15 protein-coding genes and 5 tRNA genes are annotated in these 13,245 nt (G+C 25.7%); 3 read left to right on the forward strand and 17 right to left on the reverse strand.

Translation table 4 applies throughout. The features are described from left to right. The 5 genes from SFLOR_RS04070 to SFLOR_RS04090 form a co-directional block, all read right to left on the reverse strand. Entirely contained in the window at window positions 1–1,080 is a 1,080-nt protein-coding gene (locus SFLOR_RS04070) for a phosphatidate cytidylyltransferase (protein WP_100916807.1), read from the reverse strand. Further along, on the reverse strand, window positions 1,070–1,774 hold the full coding sequence (gene uppS, locus SFLOR_RS04075) for a polyprenyl diphosphate synthase (RefSeq protein WP_245858708.1): 705 nt from the start codon (window positions 1,772–1,774) through the stop codon (window positions 1,070–1,072). Before uppS ends, SFLOR_RS04070 begins: the two co-directional genes overlap by 11 nt. Window positions 1,775–1,797: 23 nt before the next feature. Then, a complete protein-coding gene (locus SFLOR_RS04080; RefSeq protein WP_100916808.1) occupies window positions 1,798–2,862 on the reverse strand; it encodes an aminopeptidase P family protein in 1,065 nt (354 codons plus the stop codon). 76 nt (window positions 2,863–2,938) lie between these two features. Further along, window positions 2,939–3,082, reverse strand: coding sequence for a 50S ribosomal protein L33 (gene rpmG, locus SFLOR_RS04085; RefSeq protein WP_100916809.1), 144 nt, complete (start codon window positions 3,080–3,082; stop codon window positions 2,939–2,941). A gap of 302 nt (window positions 3,083–3,384) precedes the next feature. Then, entirely contained in the window at window positions 3,385–3,702 is a 318-nt protein-coding gene (locus tag SFLOR_RS04090; protein WP_100916810.1) for an ArsR/SmtB family transcription factor, read from the reverse strand. 145 nt (window positions 3,703–3,847) lie between these two features. Between SFLOR_RS04090 and SFLOR_RS04095 the strand changes: the two genes are divergently transcribed. Next, complete coding sequence (locus SFLOR_RS04095; RefSeq protein ID WP_100916811.1) at window positions 3,848–4,747, forward strand: DUF6568 family protein; 900 nt, start codon at window positions 3,848–3,850, stop codon at window positions 4,745–4,747. Window positions 4,748–4,946: 199 nt separating this feature from the next. Continuing rightward, complete coding sequence (locus tag SFLOR_RS04100) at window positions 4,947–5,195, forward strand: nucleoside hydrolase (protein WP_100916812.1); 249 nt, start codon at window positions 4,947–4,949, stop codon at window positions 5,193–5,195. A gap of 147 nt (window positions 5,196–5,342) precedes the next feature. On the opposite strand, the gene SFLOR_RS04105 is transcribed toward SFLOR_RS04100, so the two are convergent. The 11 genes from SFLOR_RS04105 to SFLOR_RS04155 all read right to left on the reverse strand — a co-directional run bounded on the left by SFLOR_RS04105 (window position 5,343) and on the right by SFLOR_RS04155 (window position 11,618). After that, window positions 5,343–5,431 (reverse strand) — tRNA-Leu (locus tag SFLOR_RS04105). 12 nt (window positions 5,432–5,443) lie between these two features. Then, window positions 5,444–5,519, reverse strand: a tRNA-Lys gene (locus SFLOR_RS04110). A 14-nt stretch (window positions 5,520–5,533) separates the two neighbouring features. Further along, a tRNA-Gln gene (locus tag SFLOR_RS04115) sits at window positions 5,534–5,608 on the reverse strand. 5 nt (window positions 5,609–5,613) lie between these two features. Next, window positions 5,614–5,697, reverse strand: a tRNA-Tyr gene (locus SFLOR_RS04120). A 13-nt stretch (window positions 5,698–5,710) separates the two neighbouring features. Next, a tRNA-Thr gene (locus tag SFLOR_RS04125) sits at window positions 5,711–5,786 on the reverse strand. A 325-nt stretch (window positions 5,787–6,111) separates the two neighbouring features. Beyond that, the gene (locus SFLOR_RS04130; RefSeq protein WP_100916813.1) at window positions 6,112–7,413 is read right to left on the reverse strand and encodes a thymidine phosphorylase; all 1,302 of its coding nucleotides are present in this window, start codon (window positions 7,411–7,413) and stop codon (window positions 6,112–6,114) included. A 26-nt stretch (window positions 7,414–7,439) separates the two neighbouring features. Next, entirely contained in the window at window positions 7,440–8,318 is an 879-nt protein-coding gene (locus SFLOR_RS04135) for a lysophospholipid acyltransferase family protein (RefSeq protein WP_100916814.1), read from the reverse strand. 2 nt (window positions 8,319–8,320) lie between these two features. Further along, window positions 8,321–8,791 (reverse strand): dihydrofolate reductase, encoded by a 471-nt coding sequence (locus SFLOR_RS04140; RefSeq protein WP_100916815.1) that lies wholly within the window; start codon window positions 8,789–8,791, stop codon window positions 8,321–8,323. Next, complete coding sequence (locus SFLOR_RS04145) at window positions 8,791–9,660, reverse strand: thymidylate synthase (protein ID WP_100916816.1); 870 nt, start codon at window positions 9,658–9,660, stop codon at window positions 8,791–8,793. The genes SFLOR_RS04140 and SFLOR_RS04145 overlap by 1 nt, the downstream gene beginning before the upstream one ends. A 63-nt stretch (window positions 9,661–9,723) precedes the next feature. Beyond that, on the reverse strand, window positions 9,724–10,044 hold the full coding sequence (locus tag SFLOR_RS04150) for a holo-ACP synthase (protein WP_245858709.1): 321 nt from the start codon (window positions 10,042–10,044) through the stop codon (window positions 9,724–9,726). A gap of 2 nt (window positions 10,045–10,046) precedes the next feature. Beyond that, window positions 10,047–11,618, reverse strand: a complete 1,572-nt coding sequence (locus SFLOR_RS04155) for a hypothetical protein (protein ID WP_100916818.1) — start codon at window positions 11,616–11,618, stop codon at window positions 10,047–10,049. 103 nt (window positions 11,619–11,721) lie between these two features. Here SFLOR_RS04155 and rnhC point away from each other — a divergent pair, with 103 nt between their 5' ends. Further along, complete coding sequence (gene rnhC / locus SFLOR_RS04160; RefSeq protein WP_100916819.1) at window positions 11,722–12,612, forward strand: ribonuclease HIII; 891 nt, start codon at window positions 11,722–11,724, stop codon at window positions 12,610–12,612. Between the two features lie 158 nt (window positions 12,613–12,770). Here rnhC and SFLOR_RS04165 read toward each other — a convergent pair whose 3' ends face one another. Continuing rightward, window positions 12,771–13,241: a deoxycytidylate deaminase gene (locus tag SFLOR_RS04165; protein ID WP_100916820.1), complete on the reverse strand. Its 471-nt coding sequence runs from the start codon at window positions 13,239–13,241 to the stop codon at window positions 12,771–12,773. Window positions 13,242–13,245 lie beyond the last annotated feature (4 nt).

Here is a 13,245-nt window from a genome sequence, read left to right on the forward strand (position 1 = left end):
CTAAACAGGTAAACAAGATATAAAGATAAATAATATAAACAATGAAAATAGAATTGAATCCATTCTATCTAAAGCTCCACCGTGTCCTGGAATTAGATTTGAATAATCTTTAATTTTAACTACTCTTTTTACTCAAGAGAATAATAAATCTCCAAATAAACCAATAATTGGAAAGACAATTGCTAATAAAAGATAGATAATTATCTCTAATGCTATTGTTTTATCTCCAAGTGATTGCATTGGTTCTCTTAAAGGTTGGAAATTCTGTAAAGGTTTCACGAATTGAAAAATCATTGCAAAAACTATTCCAGTAAATGCTGCTGTTCCCATACCTATTAAAGCTCCCTCTCAAGTTTTTTTAGGACTTATACTAGGGCATAATTTAGTTTTTCCAAATCTCATACCTCCAAGATATTGGAATGAATCACTTAAAATAATCATCATTCAAATTCAAACAATAGTGTTGAATGAAAATCTTGCTAAATTATTATCAAGTGCCAATGAAGTAATTGAAAATGCTTTTAAAGCAAGAATAATTATTAAAGTCATTATAAAGTTTATCAATGCATTTTTTGTATCAATTCTTTTATCTGAAACAGAAATAATTATTGTAATTAATAAATAAACTGTAATAATAACTGGAAACTGTCATGTTTGAAATCATGTTTCCAAACTTAATTCAGTATAAAATGAAAAATTATATAAATTATACTTTGATGGAAATAACAATAATAATATTGAAATAGTAATTATTAAAACTTGATAATATCAAAATTTAAATCCCATAACTTTATTCATTTCATAAATACAAAGTCCTGTTAAAACAACAGTTAGAATTATTGAAAAATATGAAGCAATTTCTGGATTACCTATATTTGCTGTCTTTAAAGATGTATAAATAGCTCCAGAACAGACGAAACCTAAAAGTAAAATTAAAAGAACTACTGTTGAAAGAAGTCTAGTTTTTAAATTTCTTTTTGCTGATTCTAATTTAAAACGATTCTTGCCAATATTATCGTCAGTTTCTGGTGAAATTTCAACTGTATCAGGGACTTCAAAATTCTTATCATTAGTTTTCATTTTTTATTTCTCCAAATCTTCTATTTCTATTATTATAATATTCAATTGCTAACTTTAAATCTTTTTCTTTAAAATCAGGTCAATATTGATCTATAAAATAAAATTCAGCATATGCTAATTGTAAAAGCATGAAATTACTTAATCTTTTTTCTCCACCAGTTCTAATTAATAAATCTACTGGTGGTGCTTTTTTTGTATATAAATTATCCAAAATTGTCTGAACAGTAAAATCTTCAAGTAAAATTTTTTTATTATTAATATCGCTAAATACTATTTTAAAAGCATTTTCTATTTCTTCAAAAGAACCATAGTCTAAGGCAATATGAACTACAATTTGATCACATTTTTTTGTTTTTTCTTCTATTTCTTCTAGTATTTCTTTTGTTTTTAAAGGAACTTTACTTCTTCGTCCAATTCAAACAATTTTAATGCCCTCTTTAACGTATTGTTCTTGTTGTTTTTTTGAAAAAATTTCACTTGGAAAATTCATTAAATAATTTACTTCTCCATCTGGTCTATTTCAGTTTTCTGTTGAAAAACAAAACATTGTTATATATTTTATTTCCAATTTTTTTGAACTTAAAATTGTTGGCAAGATATTTTTCATACCAATTTTATGTCCATATGTTCTTTGTTTTTTTCTTGCCTTAGCTCATCTTCCATTTCCATCAAGAATAAAAGCTATATGTTCCAATTTTTTGATAATTTCAACCTCTCTTATTTTACTATTTGAAGTTCTCTTAATGGAGTAGTTAAAAATTCATATCCATTTTTAGTAACTAAGATATCATCTTCAATTCTTACTCCCCCAATTTCAGGAATATAAATTCCTGGTTCAACAGTAACGCACATACCTTCTTGTAAAATTTTATTACCTGCTGCTGAGTTATAAGGCTCTTCGTGAATTTCAATTCCTAAACCATGTCCAGTTCCGTGAGTAAAATATTTACCATAGCCTTTACTTTCAATATAGTCATAACAAATTTTGTGTACTTCATTTCCACTAATTCCTGGTTTGATACTTTCAATTCCTAATTGTTGTGAATTATAAACTATTTCATAAATTTCTTTTAACTTTGTATTATCAGTATTTCCCATTACAAAAGTTCTTGTTTGATCAGAGCAATACCCATTAAAGTAACATCCCATATCAAGAGTTACAAAATCCCCAGTTTCAATTTTTTTATCAGTTGGAACAGCATGAGGCATACTTCCATTTTTACCACTTGCCACAATTGTGTCAAAACTTAGTTTTTCAGCACCATTTTTTAAAAATGAATCACTTACAAATCTAGCTAAGTCTTTTTCACTCATTCCTGGTTTAACAAAATCTAAAACTTCCAAAAATACTTTATGTGTAATATCACATGCTTTTTTAATTTGTTCAACTTCTCATTGATCTTTTACCATTCTAATTGCATCAAAATTATAACCTACCATTTGTGCATTTAGTTTTTCTTGGAAAATTTGTGAATCTTTAACAAAAACTCAATCACTTTCAAAAATAATTGTTTTTATTTTATTATTTGATATTTCTTTATTAATTAATTCATATAACTTCCCAAATTCTATTATTTCATCAATATTATTTAATAATTTTGAGTTTCTTGCAGCTATAATATATCTTCCATCAACAAATAAATATGATTTTTCACTTGTATATAAAAGATATCCAAGAGATGAGTGAAATCTAGAAAATCAGTATCTATTTTGAGGTGAATACAATAAAATTGCATCTGCATTATTTTCTTTTAAAATTTTATTTAGTATTTCTTTTTTCATACGTTTGAACTCCTTTTAATAATACTATACAAAAAAAGAGAGTAAAAAACCTTATAAAAAGTATTTTTTATTCTCTCTATTTTTTTTGTTTGTGAACTTGATGTGAATTACATTTAAAACAATGTTTTTTAACTTCAATTTTATCTTTTCTTTTATCGTTTTTTGCTATGTAATTTTCTTCTTTACAAGTTGCACAACGTAAAATAACTCCTTCACGCATATTCTTAAGCCTCCTTGATAATTTTGATTAAGATAATAAGCAAAATAATAATACCAAAAAATATAAAAGAATACTCATTTTTTTACTATAAATAATAATTTTTTTTAAAAAAAACTGAAAAAAAGATTAATTTGTAGTATTATCTATATAGATAGATGTCTATATAGATAACTATCTTAAGGAGGATTACTATGAATAAAATTTCTTCAGCATGTAATTGTGAAGTATGTACTTGTTCAAATTGTACTTGTTCAAATTGCTAATAAAAATTTTTTAAAATAGAGTTTATATAGCTCTATTTTTTATTTATTACAATTTGAGCAGTTCATTAGTTTTTTCTCTTCTTGTATTGAACCTATAAAATTGTTTATTTCTTTTATCATTTCTTGATTTACTTTATATATCTTTGAGTTTTTTTCTTTTGTAGAATTTAAAATCCCAACTTTTTCTAACATTTTCATATGATAACTTAAAGTTGGTTGAGTAATGTTTAAGTTATCTAATATATTTTGAGCACATTTATTACATCCACAATCGCAGATCATATTAATAATTTTTAATCTTGTTGGATCTGCTAGAGTTTTAAAAACTTCTGCAAATTTTGTATATTTTTTTTCCATGTATAAAACCTCTATTTATCTCAATAATTTAAATAATTATATCAATTTTACATAAATTATTTTTGAACTTTATTTTTTTAAATAAAATAAAATTTTATTTAAAAAAAATGTGTAAAATAATAATAGTAAATTAGGAGTGATTAAAGTGAGAAAATTACTTAGCGTAATTTCAGCCACAACACTAGTTGGAACATCAACTTTAACTGTTGTTTCTTGTAGTTCAAATAAAAATTATAAAGAATTTAAAGGATGAATTGATAATAAAGAATCATTCATTTTATATATAGGAGCAGATAACTGTCCACATTGTCAAGATTTTGAATTCGTACAAAAAAAATACGATAAAAAATTTAATGATAAAATTAATGAGTTAAATACAAGTTATAACCAAAAAGTTGTAAATCAACAAGGATCTGAAAATCCAGATTCACTTATTGCATATGGTGAAAAATTAAACAATGATGTTAATTTAAGAACATTTAAAACAGAAGAATATCAAAGTAAATTTACTGAAAAGTGAACAAAAAATATTCTAAATTGAATGATTGATGAAGTAACTGAGATTTATAAAAAACAATATACTATTGGCGATAATATGAGCGATAAATTAGCAACAAAATTAGCTAAAGCAAAAGTAAAAAAATACTTTAATCTTGATGCAACTCAGGGATTTCCAATGTTTATATTAGTTAGAAATGGTAAATTAGTTTCTTGACAAAGTGGTTTTGGCAGTCAATCTGCTGGAGGATGAACTGAAACTTTACTTGATGATTTATTTGATCCTTTAATAACTGCAATGAATAACGGAGAACAAGAAGCTGAAATTATTAAAAAAGTAGATACAGGATTAAACTCTGGTGGAGGCGAAACTGGATCTGGTGGAGAAACTGGATCTGGTGGAGAAACAAAAAATAAACCTAAAACTAAGGCTAAAGCCAATACTAAAACTAACCCTAAAGTTAAAAGTAACAATAAAGCTAAATCAGTAAATTATTCAATAAGTGATAATCTTTTAATTGATTACTTAACTAATACAATTATCTAGAATAAAAAACTCCTATTAAGGAGTTTTTTATTTTTTTAGTTATTAGTTTTAAGTTTCTTTCCTACCTTTTTATTTATTAACAAACTTAATCTTATTCTTTTAATTTTGGAAAAGCTTTATTGTAAAAAAAGGAAATATTAAATAATATAATAAAATAAATAGAAATAGAAATAAGTAAAAAATAAATCAAGTTGGAGAAATGTTTTATTCCTTATTTAAAAAATATCGTGGTGATGGTTTTAATAATGGATTAAAAATGTATGATATTTGTACAATAGCATATATTTTAAATCCTGAGTTATTTATAGTTGAAAAAGCATATGTTGAAATTGATACACAAAAGGAAATAAGTGTAGGTACAATGTATGTTGATTTTAAGGGTTATTTAAGAAAAGAACCAAATGTAAAAATAATGACAGATATAAACTCAAAAAAATTCATTTCATAATTTCTAGATAAAATTAAGCAATGCAAAATTAATTAAAAAATAAGTTTTACAGATTCAAAAAATGCAAAACTTATTTTTATATCTAGTTATTTTTCAAAAAGAAAAAAAGCACTCTTTAGAGTGCTTTCTTAATCAAGTCCTTAATAATGGTCCCCAGGGCCGGACTTGAACCGGCACGACCGCTTAAAGTCGCTGGATTTTAAGTCCAGTGCGTCTACCTATTCCGCCACCTGGGGTTAATAAAAAAATGGTGTCCCGTATAAGACTTGAACTTATGACCCACTGGTTAAAAGCCAGTTGCTCTACCGACTGAGCTAACGAGACGTTACTAAAATAAATGGCTGGGCTAGCAGGATTCGAACCGGCGCATGAGGGAGTCAAAGTCCCTTGCCTTACCGCTTGGCTATAGCCCAATAACTGGTGGGGAGTGACGGATTCGAACCGCCGAACCGTTAGGAGATGGTTTACAGCCACCCGCGTTTAGCCACTTCGCTAACTCCCCTTAAATAATAATGTGGTGCTGACTAAAGGACTCGAACCTTCGACCTATTGATTACTAGTCAATTGCTCTACCAACTGAGCTAAGTCAGCAGTTATCCTTTTCTACAAAAGTAAGAACCTTTTCAATTATACAAAAAATATTAAGTTAAAGTCAATGATTTTTTATAAATATTTTAAAAAGATATTAAAAATCTCTCATTTTTAAATAAAAAAAGCACTCTGGGCGGAGTACTTAATTAATAAATCTAGAATAGTCAATACTTTACATATTATAAATCTAAATATTATGTTCATTTGATAGGGCTAAATAAACATCATGGGCTAATGCTTTAAACTATTCCAGACAAATAAATTATATTTTAAATGCTCTTAAATTTCAATATTTAAAAGTTAATTTTTTAAATATAATAGATATCTAACTAGTTAAAAGTTTAAGAATTAATTCTTCATTTTCTTTTTTATCTTTTATTAAAATTAATTCTTCTGCTTTTTGTTTAAAACTTTCAACATTATCTCTATTTGTATAAAGAGTCATTATAACTTCTCCTTTTTTTACAAATTCATTAGTTGTTTTATTTAAATAAATTCCTGCAGAAAAATCAATTTCTTCTTCTTTAGTTGCTCTTCCAGCTCCTAAATACATTGAAAGATATCCTAATTGATCTGCTGAAACAAATGAAACATAACCCTCTTTTTGAGCAAAAACTTCAATAACATGTTTTGTTGAGAAATTTTTATCATAATCAATAATTACATCAAAATTGCCGTTTTGTGCCTCTATAAAGTCCTTTAACAAGTGTGCAGCACTTTTATCTTTTAATACCTTTAAAAGCTCTTCTTTAGCTGTTTTTAAGTCCTTAAAAACTTCATTTTGCACTAAAGTCAATCCAGCTGCAGTTACACACAATTCTTCTAAATCAGAAGGTCCATTACCATTTAAAGTATCTCATGCTTCTTTTACTTCAATTGCATTTCCAATTGCTCTTCCCAATGGTTTGTCCATATTTGTAATCATTACACTAACATTTCTGTTATGCTCTTTTCCAATACCTATCATTGTTTTTGAAAGTTCAACAGCTTTGTCTAAATCTTTCATAAAAGCTCCACTTCCCATTTTTACATCTAAAATAATGCTATTTGCTGGAATAACTAATTTTTTTGACATAATACTTGAAGCTATTAGTGGAATTGAATCTACAGTACCTGTAACATCTCTTAAAGCATAAAGCTTTTTGTCTGCAGGAACTACTTGACTTGATTGACTCATAATTGAAATACCAATTTCATTTAGTATTTCTTTAAATCTATGATCTGATATTTCACCAGTTCATCCTGGACAACTTTCTAATTTATCAATAGTTCCTCCAGTTTGTCCTAATCCTCTCCCTGAAAGTTTAGCAACTTTAACTCCAAACTTTGCAACTAAAGGTGAAAAAATTAGACTTGTTTTGTCTCCAATTCCCCCTGTTGAATGTTTGTCAGCTATTAGTCCTTTAACTTCACTTAAATCATAAGTTATACCTGAATCAATCATTGCTTGAGTAAATGAAGCAATTTCTTTAGTTGACATTCCATTAAATCAAACTGCCATATTAAAAGCTGACATTTGATAATCTTTTAATGAATTATTAACAAAAGAATTAACTACTCAATAAATTTCTTGAGTACTTAATTCTATATTTTTTTTCTTTTTTTCTATAATATCTACAAAATTCATATCTTTATCTCCGTTTTAATAAAAAACTAGTAATATGCGACTCTATTTTTTTTATCTATTCTTTTTGGTTTTATTCCTAATGCTTTTGGATCTCAATTTTTATAAGCTTCAATATTTTTTTCCACTTCTTTTTGAACATTTTTAGTTAGCATTTCTGTTTTAAGCGATATAAATTTTTCTGGCAATAATGGTTTTCCAAAAACAACTTTAATATGAAATCTTCCTCTCGGTCTTTTTTCAAATAATTTGTATGAATCAATTATTGAAACTGGAACAATTGGAACATATGCCATTTGAGCTAATTTCATACTTGCTGGTTGAAATTCATTTGGTTGTTGTTTAGCACTTCTTGTTCCCTCTGGAAAAATAACTAAACTTCTTTTATATTCAGAAATTAATATTTTTGCTTCTTTCATAGCATTTAGCGCACTTCTTGGATTTGCTCTATCTAAAGGCACATTATCAATTAAATTCATAAAGTGTCTAAATATTTTTGTTTTTCATAATTCTTGCTTTGCAATAAAAGCAATTGGTTGTTGTAAAGAAAAGTCGTTTATAGCCATCATTAAAATTGAATCTAAATTTGATTGATGATTTGGTGCTAAAACAATACCTCTATCTAATCAATTTTCAATGCCAATGACATCTACTTGAACATTAGCAATTTTTAGAACTTTTCTACTCTTCTTTTTAACTCAATTATATCTTCACTCTTCTGAATATAAATTTGGGTCTTGTTTTATTTTTTTTGATACTTTTTTAGCTTTGGCTGTAACTCTTCAAATACTTCATGCATTAGTAAATAATCTTCATTTACTTACATGTGCCATTTCCTTTTTGTCTTTTTTTTCTTCTTGATTTTTATCACTTATTTTTTTTTCTTTTGCTAATTCTAATTGTTCCATTTTTAATACCTTTCATAATAATAGATTTCAAATTCTTCAAAATCCATTTGCTTTGTAATTTTAAAAAGTGACTTATCAAATTGTGGAGCAAAAGTATCTCCTTGATAGTCTTTTTTAATAACACTGATTATTAATCTATCTGCATAATTAAGTGCAGTTTCATAAATCTGAGAACCTCCAATAATGACAAGTTCTTCTTCAATGGATTTATACTTTTCTAGAAAATCTTCTAATTTATTAGACAATTCAATATCATTATAACTCTTTTCCAATTTTCTTGAAGTAATTAATATATTTTTTCTATTTGGTAAGGGTTTAACAGAAAGTGAGTCTCAAGTATTTCTACCCATTAAGATTGTTTTTCCCTTTGTATAATTTATAAAATGTTGCATTTCTTCTTTAATATTTCAAGGTAATTTATTATTTTTACCAATAACTCCATCTTTTGTTTGAGCTCAAATAAGTGAAATCATTAAACAGCCACTGCTCCTTTAATTATAGGATGACTTTCATATCCCTCTAAAGAAATATCTTCAAATTTTATTTCAAAAATTGATTTATTTTTTGTATCAATTTTTAAAGTTGGCAATTTTTTTGGTTCTCTTGTTAATTGTAATTCTAATTGCTTAATATGATTTGAATAAATATGAGCATCTCCTATTGTATGAATAAAATATCTTGGTTTTAAATCACATTCAATAGCTACTAATTCTAAAAGTAAAGAATAACTTGCTATATTAAAAGGTACTCCTAAAAAAATATCTCCACTTCTTTGATAAAGTTGTAAATCTATGAATTTGTCTTTTGAAACATAAAATTGAAATAAAGAATGACATGGAGGTAAAGCCATTTCATTAACTTCTGCTGGATTTCAAGCAGATATTATATGTCTTCTTGAATATGGATTCTTTTTAATATCATTGATTAAATTTTTAAACTGATCTACACCATTGAAATTTCTTCATTGCTTTCCATAAACAGGTCCTAAATCACCATGTTTTTTAGCAAAATCAGAGTTATTTTTAATTTTATCGATAAATTCTTGCAAAGTTTCATTTTTATAATCTTTTTGCTTTTTAAAGATTTCATAAGGTCATTCATTTCAAATATTGACATTATTATCAACAAGATACTTTATATTTGTATCTCCACTAATAAATCAAAGAATCTCATGAACTATTCCTTTAAAAAAAACTTTTTTTGTTGTAACAAGAGGAAATCCTTGTCTTAAATCATATCTTGATTGAGTTCCAAACTTCGAAATAGTTCCTGTATTAGTTCTATCTTCTCTATTTTCTCCAGTTTTTAAAATATCGTTTACCAAGTCTAAATATTGTTTCATACTATCACCTTCTAAGATTATAACTAGTTAAAAAAATAAAAACCACAAAATATACTGTGGTTTTTATAAATTTAGAGCAACTGCAACTGAATAGTTCTGTTCATGACTTATTGATATTTCTATATTTCTATATTCTTGATTTTCAATAATTGGCTTTTCATTATCATAAATAATATTAATTGAATTTAAAACTATTTTTTTTTCAAGACACTTTATTAATGCTTCTTTTGCAGCTCATCTTCCTGCTACAAATTGAGTTTTTGCTTCTTGACTTTGCAATTTATTTAGCAAAATGAATTCACTTTCATGCAAAAACTTCTTTAAGAATTTATCATTTAAATTAATTCTTTTATTTTCAACAATATCTATTCCTATTTTTGCCATAATTAATTAAAATATCCTTTTGCAAAATCAAAGTAGTATTGAATTCAATAACTATTTTTATAGTTATCTTTTCATCATTTTTGTTGTTCTGGTTCAATATCTTCTACATTATTTTTAGTTTCAAAAGTTGCTCGTGTTGCAAAATTTGCAAGTCTAGAAGGTAGTGCATCAATACCATAGAATTCTCCAAGTTTTAATTCACCTGAGGGCACTATTTCTAATCCATCAATTAAATAATTTGCTGTATAAATTGTTGATAAATAAGGCATTGTATCTAAATTATTTCTTGTTGTTGCATTTACATAATTTAAACTTTTAAAGAAGTTATAAGTCAATTTTGGATCTCTTAAAACTGTTGACATATGTCTTTGAGTCGTTTTACCCGTTGCTTTTCATTTTTCATCAATATTATCTGCTAATTTAATAAATGGATTAACTCTTGTATCTTGTTGTGTATTTGGACTTTCACTAACTCATTTATAAAAGTTAATCATTTCACTTTCGTTTAATCACCCTTCATGTAATTTTTCTTTATCATGATTTGTTGATAAATAATATTTATCTAAAGCATTGATTAATTGAACACTTGTAACTTCAGTTTTTGTAGTAGTTGTATCATTTACAAATATAGCTGTACCCATTAACATCATCTCTGTTGTTAATCTGAAAAGAGATCTTGAATCTTTTGGCATTACTTCAATACAAGTTGATACTGGTGTTTCAAGTGGATTTGTAGTTGAATAACCTTTTGCTAATAAATCTTCATAAACCACAAAAAAGTCTTTTAAATTATCTGTTGATTTATCTGCAATTAGTTGAGAAGAAATAACCATAAGTGGATCTAAGACATATTTTGTAATACAAGAGTTTGTATATGTAAATCCAAAGATTGGAATTGCAGGCATTGGTGAGCTTATCTTTCTTGCTAAAGAATATTTTTTATATGCGCTTCCATTAAGAACTTTATCTTTAATTTGTTCTTCTGTCATATTTGAATAATCCATTAACCCTATTCTTTGATTTTCTGTTTGAAATAAAGGAAAACTAGCCATAAAACTAACAGACATTGATAAAGTCATTCCTAAAGCAAGACCATTAAAAGCTCCTATTAATGTATCTACACTTCCAATAATTTTAACTTTGCTCATTTTTCTTTTAAAAGCTCTGTAAAAAATTAAACCAATTATATTTACAAATATAAATATAAATATACTAAAAAAGACATATATTCCAAGTGCTGATATTACTTTTAAAATCTCATAACCTGTTCCTGATCCATCAATTGGTAGGTTTGTCGACCCTGGTAAAAGACCTGAAATAAAGTTACCAAGTGTTACACCAAGAGAAGAAAAAACATCAACAAAACCAGATTTTACTCATAATTTCATAAAAGTTGGATTTAAAGCATTAGTTAAAAGTGCTGGGACAAACATTAAGATTATAAGTGCTATAACTTGTAAAAGAAGTAAATAAAAAGTTGCTAAAAAACCTCTTTTAATTCCCCAAACAGTGCAGCCAATTATAATAGAAAAAGCCATTATATCAAATAGTCATCACGGCCCTATATTAATCATTTGCTTTTCCTCCCATCATACTATAATTTATTATACCAATATTATTATTTGAAACTTAAATCATATTTTACTTTATAATTTATTTTGAAGGAGTAATAAATATATGAATAATAAAAGTTTTAAAAGAGTAAATGAAGAAGTAATAAACAAAATTGTTAATGAAAATCAAAACTTTTTATATACTTCTAAAAATAAAAGTATAAAATATTTATTCAAACTTCCATACGGACTTGTAGTTAATATTTACAAAACAAATACAATATTATTACAAGGTGAGAAAATAGAAGAATTTGCAAGTAAATATTTATTAAACTCTGATTCTGACAAAAATAAGTCTACTTTAGTTAAAAAAATAATAGAACTACCAAATATTGGCTGTGATGAAGTTGGAGTTGGAGACTTCTTTGGACCTTTAATAACTTGTTGTGCTTTTGTAGAAAAAGACTTTCTAAAAAAATATCCTTTATTAATTAAAGAAATAGTAGATTCAAAAAAAATAACTGACTTAAAAATAATTAACTTATTTGAACAAATAAAAGACAAAGTTATTTGAGAAGTTTATATACTTGATAATTCAAATTATAATAAAGCATATGATATTTACAAAAATACTCATAAATTAAAAGCAATATGCCATAATCAGGCTTTAAAGAAATTACTTAAAAATAATATAAATCTAAAGGATATACAAATAATAATGGATCAATTTGTAGATGAAAAAAACTACTATAAATATTTACTAGATCAAAAAGTTGTAATTAAAGATATCTATTTTGAAACTAAAGCAGAATCAAAATATATATCAGTGGCTTGTGCAAGTATTATTGCTCGTTATCATTTTTTAAAAGAAATTAAAAGATTAGAGAAAGAATTTCAAGTAAAACTACCTTTAGGAGCTAATAATCATGTAAAAGATTATGTTAATAGATATAAAATAGAAAAAAAAGATATTGTTGATAAATTTACAAAATTACATTTCAACAGTAAAATATAAAAAACCCATTTTAAAATGGGTTTTTTATATTCTTAACGATGGACGCATTAAGAATATTAATTTACTTTAATAAATTAATGTTTGAAATACAGAGTGCTAGTAAACTAACACAATTTATATTATATTTTAAAAAAGGAAAAATAAAATAACTTTTTAAACTAATTTAATGATACTTTAACTGCTTTTTTAAAAACTAATTCAACTTTTGCATCTTTAAGCATTTTTTTTGCTATTTTATTATGCACTGTATCTTCATATTTATCACAAGAATATATTATTTTTTTAATTCCTGATTGAATAATACTTTTTGAGCATTCATTACAAGGAAATAAATTTGTATATATTATACCTCCTCTTACAGATTCTTTTGAAGACAAAATAGCATTTAATTCTGCATGTACAATATAAGGATATTTTGTATTTTCCAACTCTCCATCTCTTGCTCAAGGATAATTATCATCATTTAATCCTCTTGGCAAACCATTATAACCAGTTGAAATAACTTGTTTTAAATCATTTACAATAACACATCCAACTTGAGTTACTGGGTCTTTACTTCTCATTGCATTTAATTGAACCATTGCTAAAAAATATGTATCTCAATCTATATAATCTTTTCTTTTTTTCATAAAC

Origin of the sequence: Spiroplasma floricola 23-6, assembly GCF_002813555.1 — a bacterium.
Classification (GTDB): Bacteria; Bacillota_I; Bacilli_A; order Mycoplasmatales; family Mycoplasmataceae; genus Spiroplasma_A; species Spiroplasma_A floricola.